Source organism: Janthinobacterium sp. GMG1 (genome assembly GCF_034427795.1).
Taxonomy (GTDB): domain Bacteria; phylum Pseudomonadota; class Gammaproteobacteria; order Burkholderiales; family Burkholderiaceae_D; genus Janthinobacterium.
On the sequence record NZ_JAXQNT010000009.1, the window covers coordinates 122,916 to 148,770 of the forward strand.

At 63.9% G+C, this 25,855-nt stretch carries 22 protein-coding genes; 9 read left to right on the forward strand and 13 right to left on the reverse strand.

The annotated features are described in order from the left end of the window. Positions 1-17: 17 nt before the first annotated feature. From SJI03_RS22125 to SJI03_RS22160, 8 genes are all read right to left on the reverse strand, one after another. Positions 18-1,169 (reverse strand): ABC transporter permease, encoded by a 1,152-nt coding sequence (locus SJI03_RS22125; RefSeq protein ID WP_322428606.1) that lies wholly within the window; start codon positions 1,167-1,169, stop codon positions 18-20. Beyond that, positions 1,166-2,347 (reverse strand): ABC transporter permease, encoded by a 1,182-nt coding sequence (locus tag SJI03_RS22130; protein ID WP_322428607.1) that lies wholly within the window; start codon positions 2,345-2,347, stop codon positions 1,166-1,168. The genes SJI03_RS22125 and SJI03_RS22130 overlap by 4 nt, the downstream gene beginning before the upstream one ends. 6 nt (positions 2,348-2,353) lie before the next feature. Then, positions 2,354-3,328 (reverse strand): HlyD family secretion protein, encoded by a 975-nt coding sequence (locus SJI03_RS22135; protein WP_322428608.1) that lies wholly within the window; start codon positions 3,326-3,328, stop codon positions 2,354-2,356. A gap of 2 nt (positions 3,329-3,330) precedes the next feature. Next, positions 3,331-4,740 carry a TolC family protein gene (locus SJI03_RS22140; RefSeq protein ID WP_322428609.1) on the reverse strand — a complete coding sequence of 470 codons (1,410 nt, stop codon included), beginning with the start codon at positions 4,738-4,740 and terminating at the stop codon, positions 3,331-3,333. Positions 4,741-4,927: 187 nt separating this feature from the next. Next, the gene (locus SJI03_RS22145) at positions 4,928-6,538 is read right to left on the reverse strand and encodes a bifunctional aspartate transaminase/aspartate 4-decarboxylase (RefSeq protein WP_322428610.1); all 1,611 of its coding nucleotides are present in this window, start codon (positions 6,536-6,538) and stop codon (positions 4,928-4,930) included. A 57-nt stretch (positions 6,539-6,595) separates the two neighbouring features. After that, positions 6,596-8,284 (reverse strand): aspartate-alanine antiporter, encoded by a 1,689-nt coding sequence (aspT, locus tag SJI03_RS22150; protein WP_322428611.1) that lies wholly within the window; start codon positions 8,282-8,284, stop codon positions 6,596-6,598. A gap of 56 nt (positions 8,285-8,340) precedes the next feature. Continuing rightward, positions 8,341-10,023, reverse strand: coding sequence for an aspartate-alanine antiporter (gene aspT / locus SJI03_RS22155; RefSeq protein ID WP_322428612.1), 1,683 nt, complete (start codon positions 10,021-10,023; stop codon positions 8,341-8,343). Positions 10,024-10,284: 261 nt separating this feature from the next. Continuing rightward, complete coding sequence (locus SJI03_RS22160; protein ID WP_322428613.1) at positions 10,285-11,154, reverse strand: transporter substrate-binding domain-containing protein; 870 nt, start codon at positions 11,152-11,154, stop codon at positions 10,285-10,287. A 248-nt stretch (positions 11,155-11,402) separates the two neighbouring features. Here SJI03_RS22160 and SJI03_RS22165 point away from each other — a divergent pair, with 248 nt between their 5' ends. Next, positions 11,403-11,666 carry a heavy-metal-associated domain-containing protein gene (locus tag SJI03_RS22165; protein WP_077402408.1) on the forward strand — a complete coding sequence of 88 codons (264 nt, stop codon included), beginning with the start codon at positions 11,403-11,405 and terminating at the stop codon, positions 11,664-11,666. Between the two features lie 21 nt (positions 11,667-11,687). Here SJI03_RS22165 and ubiT read toward each other — a convergent pair whose 3' ends face one another. From ubiT to ubiU, 3 genes are all read right to left on the reverse strand, one after another. Next, on the reverse strand, positions 11,688-12,215 hold the full coding sequence (ubiT, locus tag SJI03_RS22170; RefSeq protein ID WP_099380266.1) for a ubiquinone anaerobic biosynthesis accessory factor UbiT: 528 nt from the start codon (positions 12,213-12,215) through the stop codon (positions 11,688-11,690). A 20-nt stretch (positions 12,216-12,235) separates the two neighbouring features. Continuing rightward, positions 12,236-13,132 (reverse strand): ubiquinone anaerobic biosynthesis protein UbiV, encoded by an 897-nt coding sequence (gene ubiV / locus SJI03_RS22175; RefSeq protein ID WP_322428614.1) that lies wholly within the window; start codon positions 13,130-13,132, stop codon positions 12,236-12,238. A gap of 124 nt (positions 13,133-13,256) precedes the next feature. Further along, positions 13,257-14,294 carry a ubiquinone anaerobic biosynthesis protein UbiU gene (ubiU, locus tag SJI03_RS22180; protein ID WP_416208778.1) on the reverse strand — a complete coding sequence of 346 codons (1,038 nt, stop codon included), beginning with the start codon at positions 14,292-14,294 and terminating at the stop codon, positions 13,257-13,259. Between the two features lie 162 nt (positions 14,295-14,456). Here ubiU and SJI03_RS22185 point away from each other — a divergent pair, with 162 nt between their 5' ends. The 7 genes from SJI03_RS22185 to SJI03_RS22215 all read left to right on the forward strand — a co-directional run bounded on the left by SJI03_RS22185 (position 14,457) and on the right by SJI03_RS22215 (position 23,479). After that, a complete protein-coding gene (locus SJI03_RS22185) occupies positions 14,457-14,873 on the forward strand; it encodes a hypothetical protein (protein ID WP_099380268.1) in 417 nt (138 codons plus the stop codon). Between the two features lie 118 nt (positions 14,874-14,991). Further along, positions 14,992-16,740 carry a ribonucleoside triphosphate reductase gene (locus SJI03_RS22190; protein ID WP_322428615.1) on the forward strand — a complete coding sequence of 583 codons (1,749 nt, stop codon included), beginning with the start codon at positions 14,992-14,994 and terminating at the stop codon, positions 16,738-16,740. Next, positions 16,737-16,934: an anaerobic ribonucleoside-triphosphate reductase gene (nrdD, locus tag SJI03_RS22195; protein ID WP_086147637.1), complete on the forward strand. Its 198-nt coding sequence runs from the start codon at positions 16,737-16,739 to the stop codon at positions 16,932-16,934. Before SJI03_RS22190 ends, nrdD begins: the two co-directional genes overlap by 4 nt. Then, positions 16,927-17,631 carry an anaerobic ribonucleoside-triphosphate reductase activating protein gene (locus SJI03_RS22200; RefSeq protein ID WP_322428616.1) on the forward strand — a complete coding sequence of 235 codons (705 nt, stop codon included), beginning with the start codon at positions 16,927-16,929 and terminating at the stop codon, positions 17,629-17,631. Before nrdD ends, SJI03_RS22200 begins: the two co-directional genes overlap by 8 nt. A gap of 148 nt (positions 17,632-17,779) precedes the next feature. Next, entirely contained in the window at positions 17,780-21,835 is a 4,056-nt protein-coding gene (locus SJI03_RS22205; RefSeq protein WP_322428617.1) for a Pls/PosA family non-ribosomal peptide synthetase, read from the forward strand. Between the two features lie 9 nt (positions 21,836-21,844). Continuing rightward, on the forward strand, positions 21,845-22,372 hold the full coding sequence (locus tag SJI03_RS22210) for a 4'-phosphopantetheinyl transferase family protein (RefSeq protein WP_322428618.1): 528 nt from the start codon (positions 21,845-21,847) through the stop codon (positions 22,370-22,372). Positions 22,373-22,570: 198 nt separating this feature from the next. Then, a complete protein-coding gene (locus SJI03_RS22215; RefSeq protein WP_322428619.1) occupies positions 22,571-23,479 on the forward strand; it encodes a LysR family transcriptional regulator in 909 nt (302 codons plus the stop codon). Here the strand turns inward: SJI03_RS22215 and SJI03_RS22220 are convergent. Further along, on the reverse strand, positions 23,476-24,153 hold the full coding sequence (locus SJI03_RS22220) for a phosphoribosylanthranilate isomerase (RefSeq protein WP_322428620.1): 678 nt from the start codon (positions 24,151-24,153) through the stop codon (positions 23,476-23,478). The two genes, SJI03_RS22215 and SJI03_RS22220, sit on opposite strands and share 4 nt — an antisense overlap. A 221-nt stretch (positions 24,154-24,374) precedes the next feature. Here SJI03_RS22220 and SJI03_RS22225 point away from each other — a divergent pair, with 221 nt between their 5' ends. After that, positions 24,375-24,779 (forward strand): hypothetical protein, encoded by a 405-nt coding sequence (locus SJI03_RS22225; protein WP_099380275.1) that lies wholly within the window; start codon positions 24,375-24,377, stop codon positions 24,777-24,779. Here SJI03_RS22225 and SJI03_RS22230 read toward each other — a convergent pair. Then, positions 24,776-25,804: an RNA methyltransferase gene (locus SJI03_RS22230; RefSeq protein WP_099380276.1), complete on the reverse strand. Its 1,029-nt coding sequence runs from the start codon at positions 25,802-25,804 to the stop codon at positions 24,776-24,778. The two genes, SJI03_RS22225 and SJI03_RS22230, sit on opposite strands and share 4 nt — an antisense overlap. Positions 25,805-25,855 lie beyond the last annotated feature (51 nt).

Here is a 25,855-nt window from a genome sequence, read left to right on the forward strand (position 1 = left end):
ATTGCATATCGGCCCAGTTACGCCTTGTTCAAATCAACACCGGTTTCCTCCATCCTGCGCCAACGCCACCAGCCCAGCACCACGCAGGCCAGCAACAAGGCCAGCAAGCCCGCCACCTCATGGCGGATTTCATACAATGAGGCGCCCATCTGGTTGAGCGCGACAAAGCCCTGGATGCCGGCCGTGGATGGCAGCAGCCAGCGCAGCCATTGCAGCACGACGGGCATGGACGACACGGGCCACGTCAGGCCCGCGAGGAACAGCACCGGCATCGAGGTGGCGATCATCAGCTGCGTGCCCCGTTCGCGCGTGCGGAACAGCATGCCCAGCAGCATGCCGAAGGCCGCTTCCGCCAGCGAAAACAGTACCAGCAGCAAGAGCATGCCGCCGAAGTTGCCGCCACGGGGGTAATCCTGGAACCAGAAGACGAAGCCGAAGAAATAGCAGCAGTTAAGGAAAGCCACGCAGGCAAACGCCAGCAGCATGCCGATATAACCACCCGTCGTGCGCTTGCCGGCCACGGGGAAACTCTTGCGCTGGTACCAGGTGCCGAACAGCATGGTCATGCCGATCAGCAAGGTCTGCTGCACGATCAGGGTGGCCACGCCGGGCACGACATACGCGCCATAGCCTTCCTTGACGTTAAACAGGGGCACGGCGTCAAAGGCAATGGGCGAGCGCTGCTGGTTGGCCTGGATGGTCGATGGCGTACCCGCACCCAAACGCTTGAGCTCAATACCGGCCGAGACCGTGCCCACCACCTCGGCCAGCCCGTTCAAGGCCACCTTGTTGAGCATCAAATACAAGCCGTTGCCCGCCACCTGGGCATGGGCGGCGCGCCCAGCCAGCACGTCCGTCTGCAAGCCGTCGGGAATGATCAGCACGCCCATGACCTTGTCGCGCCACAATAAATCTTGCGCGACGGGCAGGTCCGGCGTGACGGCGATCAGCTGCAGCGAGGGATGGGCCATGGCAAAGCGCGTCAGCTGGCGCGACATGGCGCTTCGGTCCTGGTCGACGACCGCCACAGGCACGCGCTGGACGATTTCCGTCGAGTACGGCAGCGGATAAAAGAAGGAATAGATGATGCCGCCGATGAACAACAAGGTCAGCGCGCCCTTGTCTGTCAGCATGGCGCGCCATGTGGCGAGGAAGGATTGCCACATCATGTGCGTCCCCAGGCGGCCGGCGCATTCGCGCGGCGCGCCAGCAGGAACACGCCCACGGCGCCGCAGCCGATGGCAAAGCCGGCCAGTATCAGCATTTCCTGCACACCATAACGCCACGGCGCGCCAGCCAGCCAATATTTCGTTTGCAACTGCAGATAATGCGTGAGCGGCAAGGCTTCCGCCCAGGCGCGCGCTGGCGCCGGCATGGCCATCAAGGGAAAGGCCTGGCCCGCAAACGCGAAGGCCGGCGCCGTGATGAAGGCGGCGCCGGACAGCGCCAGGCGCAGGGACACGGTGGCGGCGATCAGCAAAGTGGCCAGGCCACAATAGGCGAGCACCAGCAGCAGCATGCTCAACAGCAAGGCCGGCAAGCTGCCCGCCACGGCCCAGCCCCGCGCCAGGCTGAAGAACAGCAGGTACAGCAGCGCCAGCGCAAAATAAGCAAGCAAGGGAAACAGCAGCTTGGCGCCGATGGCGCGCAGCCAGCTGCCCTTCGCCGAGGCCAGCCACTGCGGCACTGTGCCGTCGCGCAACTCGCGTCCGATGGAAGTGACGACGGCGACGACGATGAAAATCTGCAGCATGGCCGGCATCAGGGCCAGGGTCAGGAACGCTTCATAGCTGGTGTTCTCGTTGTATAAACTGTTCAAGGTCGTGCGTATCGGTTCGAACTGGGCGGCAGCCTGCACGCCCGACATGCCCTTTTTCACCCTTGCCGTCATCTCGATGCCGGCCGACAAGGTCGTGCTGACCGTGCGCACGTCGCGCAGCAAGGCGCCCGCGTGCGAGGAAAACTGCGCGTTGTACAGCCATTGCACGGTGGCTTGGCGTCCGCCCAGCAGTTTCTGCTCGAAATCGTTGGGGATGACCAGATAGCCAAACGCCGTGCGTTCGCGCAAGCGATGCAAGGCTTCGTCGCTGGACGCCACTTTCGCCGCCACCTCGATGCCAGGCGAGGCGTCGAGCCAGCGCGTGAGCTGGCGCGACAAAGTGGAGTTATCGTTATCGATGACGACGATGGGCAAGTCGCGCGCAATGCCGGCGGAAAACACCAGCCACAACATGCCGCACAGCACAACCGGAATCCAGCTGAGCATGCCAAAGTCCCAGAAGTCGCCGCGCAAGCGCCGCCACTCGCGTGCCAGCGCCGCCGGCTGCTCTTTGTCAATCTCGCTCATCTAGTATCAGAGCGGTGGAAACACGACCGACATGCCCGGACGCAAGCCCTCGACCTTGATGGCGGGACGCAAGCGGATTTCAAACGTGCGCAAATCCGTGCCGCCCGGACGGGCCGCGCGCCACGTGGCGAAGTCCGGCAGCACGGCGATCGAACTGACCTTGAAGCTCAGTTGCTGTTTCAGCGCCGGCACATTCGCCGTATGCGTGCTGTCCATGGCAAACGCGGCCATTTCATCTTCGCGCACCTGCAGCACGGCCCAGGCGTCATCGAGGTTCACCAGGGTAATCACAGGAAAGCCCTGCGGCGCCAGTTCACCGGGCTGTATCTGGATCTTGCTGACCTGGCCCGCCACGGGCGCGGCGATCTTCGTCTCGGCCAGAGCGATCTGCGCTTCCGTCAGCACGGCCCCCACCTGCCGCGCCTGGGCGGCGGCGGCCGTCTTGTCTTCCGGACGGGCGCCCTTTTGCGCCATGTCATATTGGGCGCGGGCCGCTTGCGCCAGCTGGTCGGCGGCGCGCCATTGCGCTTGCGCCTCGTCGCGTTTCTGCTGGGCGATCACGCCTTGCTCGTACATATTGTTGACGCGGGTATACGTGGTCTTGGCAATGGTCGCCCCCGTCTGGGCCCGCTCCCAGTTGGCTTTGGCGGCCGCGACTTCTTCCGGACGCGCACCGGCTTGCGCCTTTTGCGCCACGGCATCGGCCGCTTGCGTGGCGGCCGTGGCCTGGGCGATCTTCGCGTCCACTTCCGGACTCGTCAGCTGGAACAGCAGCTCACCTTTCGGCACCGTCTGGCCCAGCTTGACGTACAGCTCGCCCACCCTGCCCGGCACTTTCGACGACACATTGACTTCCTGCGCATCCATCTGCCCCTGCAAAGGCAGACGCTGCGGCTGGAACGCCTGATACAGGCCCCAGCCGACGAACCCCAGGATAACGATGCCGGCGACTATGGCCAATGGTTTTTTGGAGGTACTCATTATTATTTGTCCACAGGTAATTGGATATCGGCCGCGGCGGCCAGGCTGCCCAGGCGCTGCGTCTCGCCCGTCGCTTCCAGCAATTGCGCCAGGCCCATCACATAGTTATAGGCCGTCTGCGCGCGCTGGGTCTCGACCTTGGCCAGGTTCAGGCGCGCGTCGACCACTTCCAGCGACGTCACTTGTCCTTGCTGGAAGGCAACTTTTTGCAAGCGGATATTTTCGCGCGCCAGTTCCACCGACGAGGCCGTGGACAGGTACTGAATGCGGGCGTTTTCCAGCGCGCGCCAGTTCTTTTCGATCAGGGTGGGAATGTCGCGCTCGGCCTGGCGCGCCACCACTTCCACCCGCTCCTGGTCCAGCTTGGCGGCGGCGATCATCTTGCCCGTATTGATGCGGTGCACGAGCGGTACGGACACGACCAGGCCGATGGCCCAGTTCGAGCGCACGAGTTTTTCATTGCCGCGATTTAAATTGTAATTACCGATGGCAAAGACGGTGGGCGCGTATTCCTTGCCATGCAGCTTCAAGGCTTGCTCGGCCTGCACGCGCTTGCTGTCGATCTTTTTCCAGTTCGCGTTTTCCCGCATGCCCGTGCTGATGAACGATTGCAAGGTGCCGACCGGCAAGCTGTTGACGAACAGCGGCGTGCTGGGCAGCACTTGCGTGCTGACGGCAAGCAAACGGTCAAGCGCCACCTGGGCGATTTCCTCGTCGCTGCGCGCCTGCGCTTCGTCGCTGCGGGCGCTGTCCAGGGCCACGTCGGCGCGCAGGCGTTCCGCGCGCGAAATCAGGCCGCCCTTTTCCAGCCTGGCCGCGTCGCGCTGGTGCTGCGTCACGCCAGCCGTCACTTCGGCCCGCACGGCTACCACTCTTTTGGCCAGCAGCAACTGGAAATAGCGCTGCGCCACCAGGGTGGCCAGCTGCTCTTCCGCCTCCGTGCGCTCGGCCTGCGCGGCCAGGGTCAGGCTCGATGCGAGTCCCTTGACGGCGTCCAGGCGCCCGCCCGTGTAGATGGGCCACATGCCCAGCAAGCCGAACGAGGTCAGGTCCGTCACCACTTCGCGGTTCAGGGAATTGGGAATATGCGGCGTAGGCAAGCCGGGAATCGGCGGCAGCACGGATTCGATGCCGCCCACCACGCCGGACAAGCCGCTCGTATCGATATTCAAGTCCGTCGACAAACGGCCGCGAAACGCCGTCAAGTCCACGGAAGGACCATCGATATTCGACAAGGCTTCCGCCTTCAATGTTTTTGCGCGCACGTCGAGCGCGGCGCCCTGCACGGCGCCCGAAGCCTTGGCCGCTTGCTGCAGCGCCTCGTTGAATGTCAGCGGCTCCGCCAGGGCGGGCACTGCCACGCCCAGCGCGCTCGCCAGCAATAATGATAAGTGTCCTTGCAATCTGCCCATGTAGCGTCCAGTCAATGAATGAGGGGAAAGCACGGGGTTGCCATGTTTATACTTTCACAATAGCAATTATATCCACGGATGTCTATTCCAGCCTGCACTATTGGTTACCAGACTGGCATATAAAAACGGGCGCCTCTTGCGGGGCGCCCGTTGAGCTCAAGCATCCAGCAGCTTATCTGCTTTTGGCTTACTTCTTGGCCTTTTTACTCCCCTTCTCTTTTTCCTTTTCAAACACGGCAAAGAACTCGGACGCCATGTTGCGGATGGCGCGGCCGATGTTGGCGTAATCGTATTCGTTCAGGTTGGCCAGCGACACGCGGCCGGACGGGTGCGTGGTGCCGAAGCCGCGGCCCGGCAGCAGGATGACGCCCGTTTCCTCGGCCAGGCGGAACAGCGCTTCGTTGGGTTTGAGTTTTTTCAGCAGCCACTGCGAAAACTCCACGCCATGCATCTGCGCGGCCAGCGATTCCATGTCCAGCAGATGGTAGTAACGCACGGAATTGGCGTCGTGCACCATCGGCAAGCCCAGCTCGCGGTACAGCGCTTCCTTGCGGCGCAGCACGATGCGTTTCATCGACTGCTTGTACTTTTGCTCTTCATCCATCAGCGAGAACAGGGAGAACAAGGTCATCTGCGCCTGCACGGGCGTGGACAGGCCGGCCGTGTGGTTCAGCGCCACCGTGCGGCTATCGGCGACCAGGCGGTCGATGAATTTCAGTTCGCGCGGCTCCGTGGTGATGGAGTGATAGCGCGCGTCGAGCTGCTTCTTGATGGTTTCCGGCAACTTGGCAATCTTGGCGTCGAGCACATTGTTCTCATGCGTGGCCACCACGCCCATGCGCCAGCCCGTCGCGCCGAAGTATTTCGAGAACGAATACACGAGGATGGTGTTGAACGGGCAAATGGCGAACAGCGAGACGAAATTGTCGGCAAAGGTGCCGTACACGTCATCGGTCAGGATGATCAGGTCCGGACGCTTCTTGATGATCTTGGCGATGTATTCCAGGGTTTCGTCATCGATCTTGACGGAGGGCGGATTGCTGGGATTGACGAGGAAGAAGGCTTTTACTTTCGGGTCAAGCAGCTTGTCCAGTTCCTTCTTGGTGAATTGCCAGTTGTTCGATTGCGGCGCATCGATGTGCACGGTGTTCAGCTTGTAATCATTGAGCTGGGGAATTTCGATGTACGGCGTGAAGATCGGCATGCCCAGGGCGATCGTGTCGCCTTCCTGGATGATGTGGTTCGATTTCAGGCTGGCGAACAGATACGTCATGGCGGCCGTGCCGCCTTCGACGGCGTACATGTCGAAGTTGCCGACAAACGGATGGTCGCCGATCATTTCACGGTGGATATACTGGCCGACGATTTTCTCGGACAGGCGCAGCATGCGGTCCGGCACCGGATAGTTGCAGCCCAGAATCGCTTCGCACATCTCATACAGGAAATCGCCTGCGCTCAAGCCCAGCTGGTCGCGCACATACGACACTGCCGCCTCGATGAAATGCACGCCCGGATTGCCCTCGTGTTTGCGCACGAAGATTTCAAAGCGCGCCTCGATACCGTCGCGCGTGGGGAAGCCGCCCACGTCGCCCATATAGACATAGGAACGTTCCGCTTCCGTCATGGCGAACTGGCCGAATTGGAAGAAACCGTGGCGCGGCGTGGTCGCCAGGAAATTCGGGTTGCCGCGGCCCGCATTGAGCATCAGGCGGTTGCTTTGCTTGGCCGTCTGGATCAGCGCATCCTTCAGTTCGAAGGGGCTCAACAGGGCGAGTTTGCTTGGGTTACTGAAATCCATTTTTACTACTCCTTATCAGACTGATAATTTTGAAGGTTCTTGCCAACACATGCAGACTCAGACGAAGGCCACAATCAGCGGCCCCAGCAAGGTCAAGAAAACGTTGGCCAAGGCATACGTGATGGCAAACGGTACGGTGGGAATCGAGTTTTGCGCCGCGTTCAGCACTTCGCCGAACGCGGGATTGGCGCTGCGCGAGCCGGACAAGGCCCCAGCAAACACGGCCACGTTGTCATAACGCAAGATGTAGCGGCCGATCAGCATGGTCAAAATCATCGGCAGGATGGTGACCACCACGCCCACGCCAAACAGGGTCAGGCCGTGTTCGCGCACGGTTTGCACGGCTTGCAGTCCCGACGTGAGGCCGACGACGGCAACAAAGCCGGCCAGGCCCAGGTCCTTGAGGATTTGCACGGCGCCGCTGGGCATATAGCCGAACGTCTGGCGCTTGGCGCGGAACCAGCCAAATACCAGGCCCGACAGCAGCACGCCGCCACCGCTGCCCAGGGTCAGCGGAATCGAACCGATGCGCGCCACCAGCAAGCCCACGAGCAGCCCGACGACGAGGCCGGCGCCCATGTAGACGAAGTCCGTCTTGGCACTCGGCACGATCATGTAGCCCACTTCGGCCGCCACACGCTTGACGTCCTGCTCGGCGCCATAAATGGTCACCACGTCGCCCGTCTGCACGACGGTTTCCGCTTGCATGGGCAGGATCTTGCCCATACGGCTCAGCTGCACGACAAAGATGCCGTGGCGCACGCCCGGCGCCGTCGCGCTGCGGATCTCGCCCACCGTCTTGTTGTGGTAAACCTTGTTGGTCAGCACCATGTCGCGGCGCTGCATCACCAGTTCCATGCCTTCGACGGCCAGCAATTCCTTGCCCAGCTGGGAAGAGACGCTGAGCATGGCTTCGCGACGGCCCACCAGCAGCACGATATCGTCGGCCGCCAGCACCAGGTCAGGGCTGACGTCGATGATCTGGCCATTGCGTTTCACGCGCTCGATAGTGATGGCCGTGTTCGGATTGGCGCTTTCGATGTCCGCCACGGAGCGGCCGGCACCGGGGCCCACGTCGTAGATGCGGCCGATCAAATCAGGCGCGGCCGGCGTCTGGCCTGGCCCCAGCACCTGCACGCCCGCCTGCAGCGCCGTTTCCGCCTTGATCGCATCTTCGCGGATGGTGCGGCCCATGAGCTTTGGCAAGATATTGACGCAGACGATGATGGCGCCAAACGAGCCGAACACATACGTGACGGCATAGCCGACGGCCACGTTGCCCTGCAGGCGCGCCACCTCGTCGGCCGCCAGGCCCAGCTTGGTGATCGCGTCGCCAGCCGTGCCGATGATGGCCGACTGCGTCAAGCCGCCCGCCGCCACGCCGGCCGCCAGGCCCTTGTCCAGGCCAAAGACCCTGGCCAGGATGACCACCGTCAGCAACGCCGTCACGGCCAGCACGACGGCCAGGATGATTTCGCGCACGGACTGGCGCCCCAGCGAGTTGAAGAACTGCGGCCCGCTTTCATAGCCGACGGCATAAATGAACAGGGCAAACAGCACCGACTTGACGCCAGGATCGATGGCGACGCCTACCTGGCTGACGAGTACCGCCACCAGCAGTGAACCGGCGACCCCGCCCAGCTGAAACGAGCCGAACTTGATCTTGCCGATGTAATAACCCGCTGCCAGGGAGAGGAACAAGGCAATTTCAGGCGACTTCTTGAATAACTCATGCAACCATTCCATGCGGACCGCCTTTCGTGTTGAAGGAATTCTTTACTGCGTGTGCCCTTGCTGATTACTTATGCGTGCACCGACCCCGCCAGTGCCACGATGAGCGGCCCCAGCAGCGGCAGCACCACGTTCGAGATGGCATACGTAATCGTGTAGCCCAGCAAGGGCGTGGAATTGCCGGCCGCGTTTTGCACGGCGGACAGGGCTGGCGTGCTGCACTGCTGGCCGGCGATGGCGCCCAACAGCACGGGCGCTTCCAGCTTGAGGAAAAAGTGCCCCACCAGCAAGGACAGCGAGGCGGGGATGACGGCGATCAACACGCCCATCAGCGGCAGCGACAACCCGTACTGGCGGATCAGGTCGATCGCCTGCGGCCCCGACGCCAGGCCCACGCAGGCGATGAAGGTGGCCAGGCCGATATCCTTCATCATGTCGAGCGCGCTGGGATGGATGCCCGGCATGCCAGGCTTTCGCGCCTGGTACCAGCCGAACACGAGGCCCGTCAGCAAGGCGCCACCACCCGTGCCCAGCGAAAACGGGATGCCGCCCAGCTTGGCGCTGAAGCCGCCGATGACCACGCCCAGCACGATGCCGATGCTGGCGTAGACGATATTGCTGCGGTCGCCCGTGGGCACGCGCTTGCCGATGGCGGCCAGCGCCGTGTTCAGCTCGCGCCCTTCCGTCGTGCCGTACAGGCGCAGCACGTCATCGCGCTGCAGGGCCAGATCGGGCAAGGGCGGCATGCTGTGCTCGCCACGGACGACGGCAGCCACGTGCACGCCGGTTGGCAAGGCCAGCTGGCGCAGGGACTGGCCCACCAGTGCGGCTTGCTGCAGCACCACTTCGACGGCGGAGACGGCCATGTTCAAGCCCGTCGTGTCGGCAAATTCCTCGCCCAGGATGGCTTCGGCCGCCACCAGCGCGGGACGGTGGCCGATCACCAGCACTTCGTCGTTATTACGCAGGCGCAATTCCGGTTCCAAAGGCAATACCTTGCCATGCCGGCGCACGCGCGTGATGCTGGCGCGGCCCGCAAAAATATGCTGCAAGGCGTCGAGACGGCGTCCCGCGCCACGGCTGATGCGGTAGGCGCGGCCCACCATTTCCGGCGTGGCCTGCACGCCATCGCCATCAGTCTGCGCGCCGCCCATCTTTTCCCACAATTTATCGGCTTCCTCGCGCAGGTTGACGCGCAACAACAGCGGAAAAATCTGGCTGGTGGCGATGACGATGGCGATCAGGCCGAAAATATATGTGATGGAATACGCGGTCACCACGTTGGCCTGCAGCTCGGCGATGCGGGCGGCCGGCAGCGCCAGCTTCGAGATGGCGTCCGTGGCCGTGCCGACGACGGCCGATTCCGTCGCCGCGCCCGCCATCATGCCGGCTGCCGTGCCCTGATCCAGGCCAAGGAAACGCGTGGCCAGCAGCACCAGTCCCAGCACCACCACCACCTCGATCAGGCACAGCAGGCCCAGGCGCAAGCCCTTGGCATTCAGGTTGGCAAAGAACTGGGGACCGCCCGCATAACCGAGGGCAAAGATGAACAGCATGAAAAAGACGTTCTTGACGCTGGCGTCCAGGGTGATGCCCAGCTGGCCGATCAGCAGCGCGGCGATCAGGGTGCCGCACACGCCGCCCAGCTGGATCGGGCCGAAACGTATCTGCCCTACCGCATAGCCCAGCGCCAGCGCCAGGAACAGGGCCAGTTCCGGCACCTGGTGCAATACGGACGTGATCGAATCGAGCATGGACAAACCTTCGAAAAGATAACGGATGGTTACAAGAGAACAGAGCGTTCGGCGGCTGACGGCAGCTGGCTGTTGAACGGGCGCACGGATCCTGCACGGCACCTGCGGTAAACGCTTGCGCCGGAGAAATGTTGTTACGAGGAATCATGTTCGGTGAAAAATTTACAAGTGTCAACAGGTGTTCTGTTGAACTCACCTTGCGTTTCATCAAACATCCTGCGCACGATTGAAGCGGTTGTTTGACACTGATCAATAAAACTACTAGTGATGTTTTGGACGATACCAAAGGGCCTTGCGCACCAAAGGCGTCTCCTCCGGCAAGTCGGGATTGGCCAGTTCCAGCACGTACCGGTAGGACAGTTGCAAAGCCTCCGCAAGGCGACCGAAATGGCGATGGAACAGTTGTGCAAAACTGCCATCGGCGAGCATGGTTTCCAGTCCCCTTTCAATGTGGCGCGCCAGTTCCGGCCGGTGCCGGCCGACAAAAAAGTACAGCGCGGCCGGGTAGCGGATGACCAGGTGCGTGTCGAGCGCCAGCGGCAAGTGCGCATGGCTGGCCAGCTCGCTTTGCGCCTCGATCACGGAACGGGGAAAGTAATCGATGCGCCCCGCCGCCAGTTGCTGGAACAGGCCCTCATAGGTACTCGAGGTATCGAGGCGCAAGCCATTCGCCTGCAGGATGGCGGAATCGGGCCAGTCGCGCATCTGACCGGCCGATAGCCGCGCCAGGGCGCCAATGCTGCGCACGCCGCGCAGCAGCTGCGGCTGGCGGGCCTGGATCAGGGCCACGCGCCAGCCGATCAAACCGCGGTCGATGGGGATGCGCACTGGCAACAATTGCGTTTCGCGCGCGCGGCTCGTCATGGCCCAGACGACGTCGACGCCGCCCGAGGCCGTGGCGATTTCCTGCATCGCGCGTGTCTGCACCATGCGCAATTCGGAGCGGCGCAAGGCATAGGCCTGGCCCGAACGGGCCAGCGCCTGTTGCAGCAAGGCCGTCACATAACCTTGCTGCGGATCATCGAGCGCCTGGTGACGCGGATACACGAGCGGCAGCGGCGGCGGCACCGCGCCGATGGCCGCGCCCAATGGCCACAGGGCAGCAAGCTTGAGCAGGGGGCGGCGCTGCATGGCCCCTCCTTTCCAGCGCTTTCATAGCGTTCTTATCAGAATGACAGTATCGCGCAGCAGAGCACGCTTGTCGACTGGAATACGGCAACTGTGTATAAAACAACAGCACTTTCAAGCTGACCAGGAGGGGTGAGTATTAATCCAGATCAATAAAACCCCAAATAGAAAATAAATCTTGCGTGCTGCTCTGGACGGCATGCGCACCGCTCGCCTACGCTGTTTTTTTATTTGAAAAACAAGAGGACCCCATGCAGACAGCACGCTTGAATATTATCGGGATGGATCACGAAGGCTGCGCCGACAGGCTGACGGGCGCGCTCGAAGCCGTCACGGGCGTGGCCACCGTGTGCGTCTCGCTGGCGCGCCACGGTGCCACGGTGCAGTTCGACGAACGGCTGGCCACGCAGGAACGCCTGCTGGCGGCCGTCAATGACGCCGGCTTCATGGGTGAAGCGACGGATGAAGAACAGCTGGCCTCGTGCAGCGGCGCCTGCGGCCACTGCCGCCACTGAACGCTGCCGCCAACTCCCCGCTCAGCCTTCCCGCGCGCCCCGGTCGCGCAGATGCGCCAGCACGCGGCGCGGTCCCAGCGCCTGCAAGTCGAACGGCGGCAACTCGATGGCGTCGAGCGTATTCTTGAACAGCAGACCCAGTTCCGTGTCGCCTTCCAGGCTCAGGCGGCGGCTGAAGAACAGGGTGTCCGGATCTTCCTGGCGCCGCGCCAGCAGCATCAGATCATGCACGCTGGCGGCGATGCACAGGTCCGGCACGTCGACATAGCGCTCGGCCACGAACACCGTGCCCTGCCACTCGAAATCGAAGGCGATGCCCGCGTCCAGCAGCCGCAAGCGCAGGCTGCGCCCTTCCAGGCTACGCCGCACGTCGTCGGGCAATTGCGGCGCCAGCAGACGGTTCAAGCCTTGCACGAACAGCCAGGAGGCGGGATACGGCGGCAGCTTGGACAGCAATTCGGCCAGCGGTTCGGGCAGCCGGTACGACACGGCGGGCTTGCTCATACTCGGCTTGGCCGGGACGGGCAATCTTTCCAGTTGATCTTGCATGGTGCTTCCTTTCGAGGCGTTCAATGGGCGGCGTGCTGTTCCATGCCGGGCTGGCCGTGCCAGTAGCCGTCACAGGCGCCGGCCGGCTGGCAGGCCGCCAGCTGGGCCTGGGCGCCGATCCCGCTGACCTGGCCGCGGCGGGCGCGGTCAAAGATGGCGATCACCTGTTCCGTATGCATGGCCTGCGGGCTGATGCGCGCCACCGCCACGCCCATGTCGCGCATGGCGTCGAGTTCGCGCACCAGGTTGTAGACCAGCGCCGACTGCGTCTGCGTGCCGTTCAACACGAGGAACGGCACTTCATCGCGCGTGCGCAGCAGCAGGCCGTCCGGCTCTTCCAGGCAGCTGTAGCCACAATCGTCCTTCGGCAGATTGCGGTTGCGCGCCGTGAAGCAGCGCGCGGAAAACGCCAGCGGCATGCGGCCGTAGGCGAACACTTCCGTCTCCAGCCCTTCCGGTTTCTGGCGCTGCATCTCGGCCAGCGCCGTCTGCCCCATTTCCAACGGCATCACCCAGCGCCGCGCGCCCAGGCGCGCCAGCAATTGCAGGCTGGGGCCGTTGAACAGGTTCAAATGGGGACCGGCGACGAAGGACGCGCCCTTTTCCATGCAGTGCACGGCGCCCATGTCGTTGGCCTCGACGCCGTAGCGGCCATTGCCCGTGATGCGGCGCAGGGTCGCCAGTTCCGCGCCCGCCTCGATCAGCGCCTGCGTCGACAGCACCACTTCCTTGCCGGCGTCGGCCAGCATGTCGGCGATATCGAGCCAGTCGGCCAGGCGTACCTCATGCCGGCGCGAGCAGACGGTTTCGCCCAGGTACACGATATCGACGGCGGTGCCGGCGATCTGCTGGTAAAACTCGAAAACGGTGGCGCGCGGCCAGTAGTACAGCAAGGGGCCCAAAGAGAGTTTTAACATGTCTTTTCCATTTTTTTAGTTTACAAAACCGTAGCGAGCGGTTCGCGGCGAGGCCGAGAAGCGCAGCTGTGCTAGAGCACAGCGAGCATCGCAGGCCACGCCCCGGAACGCGCAGTAGGTTTTGCTATTTCCAAGAGCGGTGGTAGGCACCCAAGGTGTGCTGCTGACCCTCGGCCAGCTTGTCCATGGCCGCCATCCAGCCCGGCTTGACAGCGTAGCGCGCATTACCTTCGCGGCAGGCGTCGATCGCTTCGCGCCACACGCGCGTCACCTGCGCCACATAGGCGGGACTGCGCTGGCGTCCTTCGATTTTCACGGCGCGCACGCCCATGGCGATCAGCTGCGGCAGCAGCGCCAGCGTGTTCAGGCTGGCCGGTTCCTCGATGGCGTAATACTCTTCGTCATTGACTTCGAAACGCCCCTTGCACAGGGTGGGATAGCTGGCGTTTTCACCGGGCGCATAGCGGTCGATCAACACGCCGTTCAGGCGCGATTCCAGGCCCTTCGGCGTTTCCAGCCAGCGCACGGATTTCGCCGGCGAGCACACGCCGTGCGTGTTCGGCGCCTCGCCCGTCGCATACGACGACAGCGCGCAGCGCCCTTCGACCATCACGCACAGGCTGCCGAAGCCGAAAACCTCGATCTCGACTTCCGTCTTGGCGATCAATTGCTCGACCTGCGCCATCGACAGCACGCGCGGCAGCACGGCGCGGGCGATGCCGAAGTGTTCATGGTAAAAATTGATGGCTTCGTAGTTGGTGGCCGAGCCCTGCACGGACAGGTGCAGGCGCAGCTGCGGGTGGTGCTGGGCCGCATACGCCATCAGGCCAGGATCGGCCACGATCATGGCGTCGATGCCGGCTTGCGCGGCGCGGTCGATGGCGCTGCGCCACACGGCCCAGTTGTGCGGCTGCGGATAGGTGTTCAGCGCCAGCAGCACCTTGCGTCCATATTGATGGGCGTAGCGCACGCCCTCGGCGATGGCCTTCTCGTCGAAATTGAGGCCGGCGAAATTGCGCGCATTGGTGGCATCGCGAAAGCCCAGGTAGACGGTGTCGGCGCCATTGTCGACGGCCGCTTTCAAGGCAGGCAGGCTGCCGGCGGGGCAGACCAGTTCCAGCGGTCCGGCCACGCGGGTGGCGGTGGTTGAATCAAGCATCATGATATTCACAGTCCTGTATCGGCTCAGGGTGCAGACTATAGCCCCGCCCATGCCGCCCAGTCCTTGACGCAGGTGAAGGAATGCATGCATGGCTGGCGCGCGTTCAACTTGCTTGACCTGGCTGTAAAATGCCCCACTTTTCTCCCTCTTCGATTGCCCGCCATGACCCGCAAACCGCTGCTGATTTTCCTGCTCACCCTGTTCCTCACCGCGCTGCAAGTGCAGTGGGCCGGCCCGGCCGATGGCTATGACGCAGAGACCATCTCCGTCCTGTCGCCGGAAGTACTGGGCGCGTATCCGGGCGTGCTGCTGCTGTTCCTGCTGGCCGTGTTCGCGCGCCGCCAACTGCCGCTGCTGCGTCAGGCCGCCATCTGCACGGGCCTGCTGGCCGTCTACTGGCTGCTGGCGAACTACGTGACGTTCGACGCACGCGTGGCCAGCTGGAGCACCTACTCGCCGCTGGAAATCTGGGCGCACGTGCTGCCCGCCTCCGTCGCCAGCATCGCCGCCTGCGGCGTCGCGTTCTTTTGCGCGAGCTGGCTGATCCTGCGCGAAACGCGCTGGAACAAAACCGGTTGAGGTGGTTTTTTCACCTGCATCAAGGATTCGTCACGCAACTGCACGCACCCTTTGACGCCACTATATTTAGTGATTAATCTCCATAAAAACACCGCATGTTGTGTTTATTGGAGGTTTCATGACGACAAATGCAGTTTCCCCCACACGCGGCCAGGTCGATGTCGCCGCGTCCATCAATGAATACCTGGACCGGCGCGACTGGCGTGTCAACGCCAATGCCAACCAGGGCTACTCGCTGGGTGGCCTGATACTCAACGTGTCGGGCAAGGTCATCGCCAACTACTGGCTGGACCAGGTGTATCCGCCGGAAGTGGGCGCGGCGCACCGCGAAGCGGCGCTGCACATCCACGACCTCGACATGCTGGCCGGCTATTGCGCCGGCTGGTCGCTGCGCACCCTGCTGCACGAAGGCTTGAATGGCGTGCCGGGCAAGATCGAATCGGGCCCGCCGAAACACATGTCGAGCGCCATCGGCCAGATCGTCAATTTCCTCGGCACCCTGCAAAACGAGTGGGCCGGCGCGCAGGCGTTCAGCTCCTTCGACACCTACATGGCGCCCTACATCCGCAAGGACAGCCTGCGCTACGAAGACGTGCGCCAGTACATGCAGGAGCTGATCTTCAACCTCAACGTGCCATCGCGCTGGGGCACGCAAACGCCATTCACCAACCTCACGTTCGACTGGGTCTGCCCGGACGACCTGCGCGAACAGATTCCCGTCATCGCCGGCCAGGAGATGGACTTCAGCTATGGCGAGCTGCAGGCGGAGATGGACATGATCAACCGCGCCTACATCGAGATCATGATGGCGGGCGACGCCAAGGGACGCGTGTTTACCTTCCCCATCCCCACCTATAACATCACCGAGGATTTCGACTGGCATAGCGAAAACGCGGAACGCCTGTTCGAGATGACGGCCCGCTACGGCCTGCCCTACTTCCAGAACTTCATCAATTCGGAACTCAAGCCGAACATGATCCGCTCCATGTGCTGCCGCTTGCAGCTGGACTTGCGCGAACTGCTCAAAAGGGGCAATGGCCTGTTCGGTTCCGCCGAGCAGACCGGTTCCCTGGGCGTGGTGACGATCAACTGCGCGCGCCTGGGCCACTTGTGGCGCGGCGACGAGCCAGCGTTGCTGGCCGACCTGGACCGCCTGCTGGAACTGGGCAAGACCAGCCTGGAAATCAAGCGCCGCACCATCGAGGAACTGATGCAGCAAGGCCTGTTCCCGTACACGAAACGCTACCTGGGCACCCTGCGCAATCACTTTTCCACCCTGGGCGTGAACGGCATCAACGAGATGATCCGCAATTTCAGCGGCGACGCTTACGACATCACGTCCGCCGAAGGCCATGCGCTGGCGATACGTCTGCTCGACCACGTGCGCGCCCGCATGGTGGCCTTCCAGGAAGAGACGGGCCATATGTACAACCTGGAAGCGACGCCGGCCGAAGGCACGACGTACCGCTTCGCCCGCGAAGACCGCAAGCGCTATCCCGCCATCCTGCAGGCGGGAACAAGCGACAACCCGTACTACACGAATTCGTCGCAGCTGCCCGTCGGCCACACGGACGACCCGTTCGAGGCGCTGGAATTACAGGACGCGCTGCAGCGCAAGTATACGGGCGGCACGGTGCTGCACCTGTACATGACGGAAGCGCTGTCGGATGCGAGCGCGTGCCGCGAGCTGGTAAAACGCGCCCTGAGCCGCTTTTCGCTGCCCTACATTACCGTCACGCCCACGTTTTCCATCTGCCCGCGCCACGGCTACCTGGCCGGCAAACATGAATTCTGTCCCACCTGCGACGCGGAACTGATCGCCCGCAAGCAGTCCGATTTCGCTCACCCACTCAAGGAAACGCCATGAACGCACGTCCCGACTTCACTCCCGCCATCACCCTGCTCGACACCGAACGCCAGCGCTGCGAAATCTGGACGCGCGTGATGGGCTACCACCGCCCCGTCGCCTCGTTCAACATCGGCAAGCAGGGAGAATTCCACGAGCGCCAGTATTTTACGGAAGCGAGCGCCCGCGTGGGCCAGCCCGCCTGCCATGGCTGAGTTGAAAGTGGGCGGCCTGACGCCCTTTTCCGCCACCGACTATCCGGGCAAGCTGGCGGCCGTGGTGTTCGTGCAGGGCTGTCCCTGGCGTTGCGGCTATTGCCACAATCCGCACTTGCAGCCCCGCACGCCGGAAGGCGCCATGCCCTGGCAGGACGTCCTGACCTGGCTGCGCCGCCGCGCGGGCCTGGTCGACGCCGTCGTCTTCAGCGGCGGCGAAGCATGCATGGACCCGGCGCTGGCGCGCGCCATGCAGGACGTCAGGGAACTGGGTTTCGGCATCGGCCTGCACACGGCCTGCATCTATCCGCAACGCCTGCAGGAAGTGCTGCCACTGGTCGACTGGGTCGGTTTCGACATCAAGGCGCCGTTTGCCGACTATCGTCATGTGACCCGCGTGGCCGCCAGCGGCGACCCGGCGCGCGCCTGTCTGGACGCCATCCTCGCCAGCGGCGTCGCCTACGAGTGCCGCACCACCACCCATCCGGACCTGCTGCCGGACGAGCAGTTGCTGGCCCTGGCCACCACCCTGGCCGCCAAAGGCGTCGATAATTACGTGCTGCAGCAGTTCCGTGCCGAAGGCTGCGCGGATGCGGCGCTGGCCGGCCGCCCCCTGCACGGCTATCCGGCGCCGCGCACCGTGGCGCAAATCGGCGCCATGTTTCCGCGTTTTACATTCCGTAATCATGGCAGTTGAGCCGATGACCACATAATTTCGCAAAGCCCCGCAAAATTCCCCGTTCTGCAACGCTGAAATGTCTTGCGTGCTGTAATGTATCAACTGTGCCGCGCACCATGCCCGGCATGGCAGATTTTTCACACCGCATTACAGATAAGCGTCATCCATGAACGATTTCACCGCAGTCAGCCCAGGCATCCCTTCCACCCACGCCGACATCCTGTACGGCCCGCCGCGACCGGATCTGCTGCGCGAGGAAGTGCTGGCCGATCTGCTGGAAGCGACGGCCCGCCGCTGCCCGCAGCAAATCGCCCTGATCGATGGCGAGCGCCGCATCACATATGCGCAACTCGATGCGCAGGCGGGCCTGGCCGCGGCGCGCCTGGTGGCGGCAGGAGTCAAGCCCGGCAACATCGTGGGCCTGTGGCTGCCGCGCGGCGCCCATCTGCTGCTGATGCAGGCAGCGATTGCCAAGGCGGGCGCCGCCTGGCTGCCCGTCGATGAAGACACGCCCGTCGAGCGCCTGCAAGTGTGCCTTGATGACGCCAATGGCTTTGGTGTGGTCAGCTGCGCGCAGTTCGCGCCGCGCCTGGCCGATGCCGGACTTGGGCGTCCCGTGTGGACGGCGGAAAGCCTGCTGGCCCCCGCCGCGCCGGGCGAAGTGCTGCCGACGCGCGGAGCCGTGCTGCCCGAACACCCGGCCTACGTGATCTATACGTCCGGCTCCACGGGTAAACCCAAGGGCATATTGATCAACCAGCGCAGCATCTGCCACTTCCTGCGCAGCGAAAACGCCGTGCTGGAGGTGACGCAATCCGACACCGTCTACCAGGGTTTTTCCGTCGCCTTCGACATGTCGTTCGAGGAAATCTGGATCGCCTACCTGGTGGGCGCCACCCTGTGGCTGGGTCCCAAGGAGATTTCGGGCGACCCGGAAGCCTTGCCGCGCGCGCTGGCCGACAACAAGGTCACCGTTCTCCACGCCGTGCCGACCTTGCTGGCCCTGTTTGCCGAGGAAGTGCCGAGCCTGCGCCTGATCAACCTGGGCGGCGAGATGTGCCCGGAGTCCTTGGTCGAGCGCTGGTCGCGCCCGGGCCGCGCCATGTTCAACACCTATGGCCCGACGGAAGCGACCGTCTCGTGCAGCCTGGCGCGTTTGCGGCCCGGCGAGCCGGTGACCATCGGCACGCCGCTGCCCAACTATGGCTTGCTGGTGCTGCAGGTGGCCGAGCCGGGAGAAAACCGTCCGCTCGTCCTGCTGCCGCGCGGCGAGACGGGGGAACTGTGCATCATCGGCCCCGGCCTGGCCGAGGGTTACCTGGGCCGGCCCGACCTGACGCTGGAAAAATTCCTGCCCAATCCCTGGAGCACGGGTCCTGACGATGCGCGCCTGTACCGCACGGGCGACCTGGCGCGCATCGATCTTGATGGCCAGGTGCTGTGCCTGGGCCGCGCCGACGACCAGGTGAAAATTCGCGGCTTCCGCGTGGAACTGGGCGAGATCGAAGCCGTGCTGGCGCAGCAGGCGGGCGTGGGTACGGTGGCTGTATTGTTGCGCAAGGATGACGGTATCGACCAGCTGGTGGCGTATATCGTCGGCAGCGACGAGGCGCCCGACGATGCCTTGGCCGCGAAAACCCTGCGTGCGGCATTGAACCTGCATTTGCCGCCGTATATGGTGCCGGGCCGTTTTGAATTGCTGCCGCTGATGCCGCGCCTGACCTCGGGCAAGATCGACAGGAAGGCCTTGAAAGCCATGCCCCTGTCCGCACCGCCGGCTGGCGAAGCGGGTGAATCGGACGTGCCGGAAACGCCGGCCGAAGCGGCCCTGTTCGCGGCGCTGGCCAAGCTGTTCCCGGGCCAGGCGATCTTGCGCCAGCTGGACTTCTTCAGCGACCTCGGCGGCCATTCCTTCCTGGCCGCGCGCCTGGCGTCCGCACTGCGCGCCGATCCGGCCTACGCCCACATGACGGTGCGCGACATTTACCAGAACCGGCAAATCGGCAAGATCGCCGCCGTGCTCAATGAAGCGCCGGCGCTGGCCACGCCGGAAGCGGAATGGACGCCACCATCGACCCTGAAGCGCTGGATTTGCGGCGCGGCACAGGCGGCGGCCGTGCCTGGCCTCGTCACCCTGCGCATGGCGCAGTGGATGGCGCCGTTCTTCACTTACCACTTCTTCACGGGCGACACGGGCGATACCGTGCCGCGCGCCATCGCCGCCTCCATCGGCGTGTTCCTGCTGGCGACCCTGGCCGAATTTGCCATTGCAATCGCCGGCAAGTGGCTGATCGCCGGACGTTTGAAACCGGGCAGCTATCCGCTGTGGGGCGTCACCTACTACCGCTGGTGGCTGGCCGACCGCCTGGTCGAATCGGCGCCCGCCTACCTGCTCAGCGGCTCGTCCCTGAACAGCTGGTGGTTGCGCGCGCTCGGCGCGAAAGTCGGCAAGGAAGTCGTCATCGGCTCGATGACCCTGCGCGCGCCCGACCTGCTGTCCATCGGCGACAACGTCAGCGTGGGCAATGCCGTCAACTTTGAAAACGCCCGGGTCGAGCGGGGCCGTTTGCTGCTGGGCCGGATCAGCATCGGCGACGACGCCTGCATCAGTTCTTACGCCATCCTGGAAGGCAACACGCAAGTGGGCGCCTTCGGCCACCTGGAAGGACAATCGGCCCTGGCCGATGGCGCGGCGGTGCCGGCCGGACGCGTGTACACAGGTTCTCCCGCGCGCGACATTGGCGCGTTTGACCCTGCCAGCCAGCCGCCCCGCCCCGCCGTTTCGCGCCTGCGCCTGACGGGCGAAACCGTGTTCTTCTGCTTCGGCATGGTACTCATCGCCGTGCTGTTCTTCATGCCCGTCTTCCCCAGCTTCGTGCTGATCGACTGGTTCGACGAGCGCGAAATGATGCCGTGGCTGCAGGGACGCGACGTGACGACCCAGCTGGCCCGCTACTTCCTGCTGGCCTTCCCCGCCAGCGCCGTGCTGATCGTGCTCACGGCCCTGCTGTCGGCCGCCATCCGCTGGGGCGCGCTGCCGCGATTGAAGCCGGGCAGCTCGCCCGTGCACAGCAATATCTATTGCGCCAAGTGGCTGGTCAGCCATATCCAGGAATCGAGCCTGAACGTCCTGCACGGCATTTACGCCACCGTGTACGCGCCGTACTGGTACCGCCTGCTGGGCGCCAAGGTCGGCAAGGGTGCCGAGATTTCCACGGCGCTGGGCGTGGTGCCTGACATGCTGACCCTGGGCGACGATACCTTCATCGCCGACGCCGTCATGCTGGGCGACGAACAGATCGACGGCGGCTGGATGACCATGCGTCCCACTGTCATCTCGCACCGCAGCTTTGTCGGCAACGGCAGCTATATCCCGGACGGCACCACGCTGCCCGAACACGTACTGATCGGCGTGCACACGCATGCGCCGCGCAATGAGCAGATGCACAGCGGCGACACGTGGCTGGGCTCCCCTCCCATGCATTTACCCGCGCGCGAACAGGTCAGCGGCTTTGCCGAACACCTGACGTTCAAGCCATCGCTGTTGCGCCGCCTGGGCCGCAGCCTGATCGAAGCGTTCCGCATCGTCGCGCCGCACGCGGTGGTGATCGCCGTCGGCTACACGCTGGTGCTGGACGTGATGCCGATCGCGGGCGCCGGGCGCTGGGGCGAAGTGGTGGGCGACCTGGCCATTGCCGGCCTGGCCTACGGCATCGGCAATTTTTTGGTGGTGGTGCTGTTCAAGTGGCTGCTGCTGGGGCGCTACCGCAAGCACGCGGCCCCCATGTGGACGCCGTTCGTGTGGATTTCCGAAGGCGTGACCAATCTGTACGAAGGCATCGCCGTGCCCAACTTCATGCGCTACCTGCGCGGCACGCCGTGGCTGCCGCTGGCCTTCCGCCTGTTCGGCTGCAAGATCGGCCGCGGCGTCTACATGGACACGACCGACATCACGGAATTCGACTGCGTGCACATCGGCGACTACAGCGAATTGAACGCCCTCACCTGTCCGCAAACGCATCTGTTCGAGGACCGTGTGATGAAGATCGACCATGTGGAGATCGGCCAGCGCGTCTACATGGGCCCGCGCAGCTCCGTGCTGTACAGCGCCAAGGTGGGAGACAATGCGCGCCTGGGACCGTTGACCCTGGTGATGAAGGGCGAGCACATCCCCGCCGGCAGCAACTGGGCGGGCTGCCCGGCCGCGCCTTTGCGTAGCTGATCGCAGCTGATGGATGCCACGGTGTTCTGGTCGACGGATGGCGTGCTGGTGATCGGCATTGCCGCCGTGCTGCCGCGCTTGGAGGCCCGGTTGCGCCTCCGCGCCGCCGTGCGCGAGGCGATGGCGACATGGCTGAAGATGGATATCGAGGCGATCTCGGTGAAGTCAACGCCGGGCGCCCCTCCACGTTTGCTACTGGCCGGCCGCGTGGCGGGTTTGTCATTTACCCATGACGAAGGCATCTCGCTGGCCGCCATCGGCCTGCATGGCCCTGTCGGCATCGACGTGATGCGGGTGCAGGACATTGCCGGCTGGTTCAATCTGGCGCGCGACTATCTGGGGCCGCAGGTGGCCGAGGAACTGGCCGCCTGCCCCGATGCACAGCGCCCCTTGGCCCTGGCGCAGGCATGGACGGCGCGCGAGGCGGTGCTCAAGTGCGCAGGGCTGCCTCTGGCGGAGTGGAACGGGGTAGCACCGGCTTGCCGCTTGCAAGCGCTGGCTTTGCCGGCACCGTATGTCGCGACTCTGGCATATTAATCTTCCTTGCCTTTGCCAGCTCCGCCGATCTGGACGAAAATCAGTTTTACGATAATACTGACGAGCAATCCCAGCACCCCGATCAATTCCAGCATGGCCATTCCTTTGCAGTGACAGCAGACCAGGCCACTGTAACGCGAATGCCGGGGCCAGGCTAATATCAAATCAGGCAGTCTCCGATCTCGAAAAGGCATACGATTGATTTCCATCAGACAGTTCCGCTATTTTGTCGAAGTCGTCGATGCGGGCAGCTATTCGCGCGCGGCGGAAAAGTTATTTATCGCGCAGTCGGCCCTGAGCCGGCAGATCAAGGAGCTCGAGGGCGAGGTGCAAGCCCAGTTGCTGACGCGCGACGCGCGCCATATCGAACTCACGCCCGCGGGACAGGTCTTTTATGAACGGGCAAAGCGCATCCTCGAAGACATCGACGAAACCGTGCGGCAGGCGCGCCACGTGGGACAAGGGGCGCAAGGCATCATCCGCCTGCTGCATTCGAGTTCCGTCACCCTCACGCCCGCCATCGGCGCCGTGCTGAACCGGCTACTGGCGCAGTTTCCCGGCGTCTCGCTCGATGTGTCGAAGGGCTCGTCGGAAAACCAGGCTGCCGATATCGAGGAAGGCCGCGCCGACCTGGGCCTCGTGCGCCTGCCCACCCTGCGCAAGCATGCCAATATCGTCGTGCGCGAACTGTTTGCGGAAAAACTGGTGGTGGCCGTGTCATCTGCCTCGCCGCTGGCCGCGCTGGAACGCACGACGATAGCCGCGCTGCGCGACGAAGCGTTCGTCTCGATCCCGCACAAGGACCGGGGAGGCCTCAGCTACCTGGTGGCGGGCCTGTGCCTGGCGCAGGGCTTCTTTCCGAAGGCGGCGCGCGCCCTGTCGCGCAAGACGTCGCAGCTGAACCTGATCGAGGCCAACATGGGCATCGCCATCGTCCCCGACAGCATGCGCCTGGTGGCGCCGCCAGGCGTGCGTTTTATTGCACTGCCGGACGAGGAATCGCATTCCATCGTCGGCCTGATTTCGCCGCGCGCGGCCAGCGGCATGGTGGCCGCGTTTACGGAAGCGTTCGTGCGCGAGATGAATGTGCTGCCGGCGGCTGATTAGCCCTCCGCATACAGCGCCGCGTCCACGTCGCGCACGGCCGCCATCAGCAGGGCCAGCTTCATGACATCGAGCTTGCCGTCCGTGCGCACGCGCGAGCACAGGTCGATGCCGTAGGGGCGCACCTGGCGCAGTGCATCGGCAACGTTGGTGTCGTTCAGCCCACCGGCGAGGAAAACGGGACGGGGACTGGCGCGCACGAAGCGCGCACTGACGGACCAGTCGTGCGTGCGGCCCGTGCCGCCCAGTTCCGGGACCAGCGCGCCAGGGCGGCCCGAATCGAGCAGGAAAGCGTGCACATGGGGCGCGTAGGCGGGGATCAGGTCCAAAGCCTGCGGCCCCTCCACATGGATCACCTGCACGCGCCGCACATGGGGCAGCAGGCGCGCCAGTTCCTCGACTTCACGCGGGTCGATATGGCCGACGATCTGCACGGTGGACGGCTGCGTGGCGCGCACGTGTTCGGCGATGGCTTGCGCCGTCGTCTCGGACGTCAGCAAGAACGTGGCTACCGGGGGCGGCGTCCAGGCGGCGATCTGCGCGATGCGCGCGTCGGGAATCGGTCCGGGCCCGGACGGCATGGCAGCCACCAGGCCCAGCGCATCGGCGCCGGCGGCAATGGCCAGTTGCGCTTCGTCGATGGAAGCGATGCAGCAAATCTTGATGCGGGTTCTCATGGCCTTGCGTATTCAAATGGGATGGGCAACATTACAACACAGGGCGCGGTGCGCGCCAAGACACGCGGTCAAGGCCGCGTCATGCCGCCGCAAGACCATCACCAGCACAGCAACGAGCAAGGGCCGATCCTATGGTGTCTGATCGTCAGCCCGCGCTGATTGACAGGCGCCAGGCGGCGGACGATACTTGATTTATCCGGGATCGCCATTGGAAGCCGCACATGCGTATCGTCGACTTTGAAGTCCGCAAGGAGTGTCCGCCGCAGTTGTGCGACTGCGGGCGCGAGCGCCTGCTCGACGATGCGCAGGCCGATCTGTCCATCCTGCGCCTGAACCTGACGGAAGAAAAGCGTTTGCTGGCGCACATCGAGGCCATCGCCACCCATGCGCAACTGCAAAAGCTGCAACTGCTGTTGCAGAAAAACCTGGGCGTGGAATTGCAGATTACACCGGGCAGCGGCGAAGTGCGCACTGTGCGCGGCTTCCAGATCCGCCTGATGGAACGGCCCGGCCTGTGCCGCAAGACGCGCGCCGCCATTCCGGCCGCCGTGCGCCGCTGCCTGGCCGCGCACCCCGAGATCGCGTTTGCGATATTGAATGAAAACGATTTGCTGGGAGGAGTTTAGACGCTGGCACGAATGGGAATGACCTTGCCCTTGGCCTCACGCGCACGCAACTGCCCGCAGCCGCCTTCCACGTCCTGCCCGGCCGAATCGCGCAATTTGGTCAGCACGCCGCGCGCGTGCAGGGCGGCGGCAATGGCGCGCGCCTTTTCCCAGCTGGGGCGCTTGAACGGCAAGTCGGCTATGGTGTTATACGGGATCATGTTGAGCACGGCGTACTTGCCCTGCAAGAGCGCGACGATGCCGTCCATCTCATCGTCACCGTCGTTGACGCCTTCCATCAGGGTCCACTGATACTGCACCGGATAGCCGGTCAGGCGCGCATATGCTTCGCCGAAGTCCACCAGTTCGCGCGGCGACAGCCTGGGCGCGCGCGGCAGCAGCTGTTCGCGCAACTCCGGCTTGGTGGTGTGCAGCGACAAGGCCAGCGCCGGCTTGACCCGCCCCTGCGGCAAGCGCTCGAAGGCGCGCGGGTCGCCCACCGTGGAAAACACGAGGTTCTTGTGGCCGATATTGCCCTCGGTACCCAGCAGCTCGATCGCTTCCATCACATTGTTCAGGTTATGCGCCGGCTCGCCCATGCCCATGAAGACGACTTTTTTCACGGGACGCATGGTGCGCGCCAGTACCACCTGGGCGACAATTTCTCCGCTGGTGACTTGCCGGATCAAGCCGTCACGGCCCGTCATGCAGAACTGGCATCCCACGGCGCAACCGACCTGGCTCGATACGCACAAGCCGTCGCGCGGCAGCAGCACACTTTCCACCGTCTGGCCGTCGTGCAGGCCCACCAGCAGGCGCGCGGAACCGTCCGCGCCCGGGTGTGTGCTGAGCAATTTCAGCATGCCTTGCAATTCGAGGTCGAGCGCGGGCAAGGCCTCGCGCACGGGCAGCGGCAAAAAGTCTGCGGCGCGGCGCCGGCCCTGGTCGTGCGGCTGGCCCTGGATCCAGTCGCGCAGCACGCGCTGTTCGTGCAGGGGCTTGGCGCCCAAGGCGCGCAGGCGCTGGCGGAGATGGTCGATTTGCATGGCGTCTGAATAAAAAAACGGCGCGCTGGTATCAAGCCAGGCGCGCCGTAT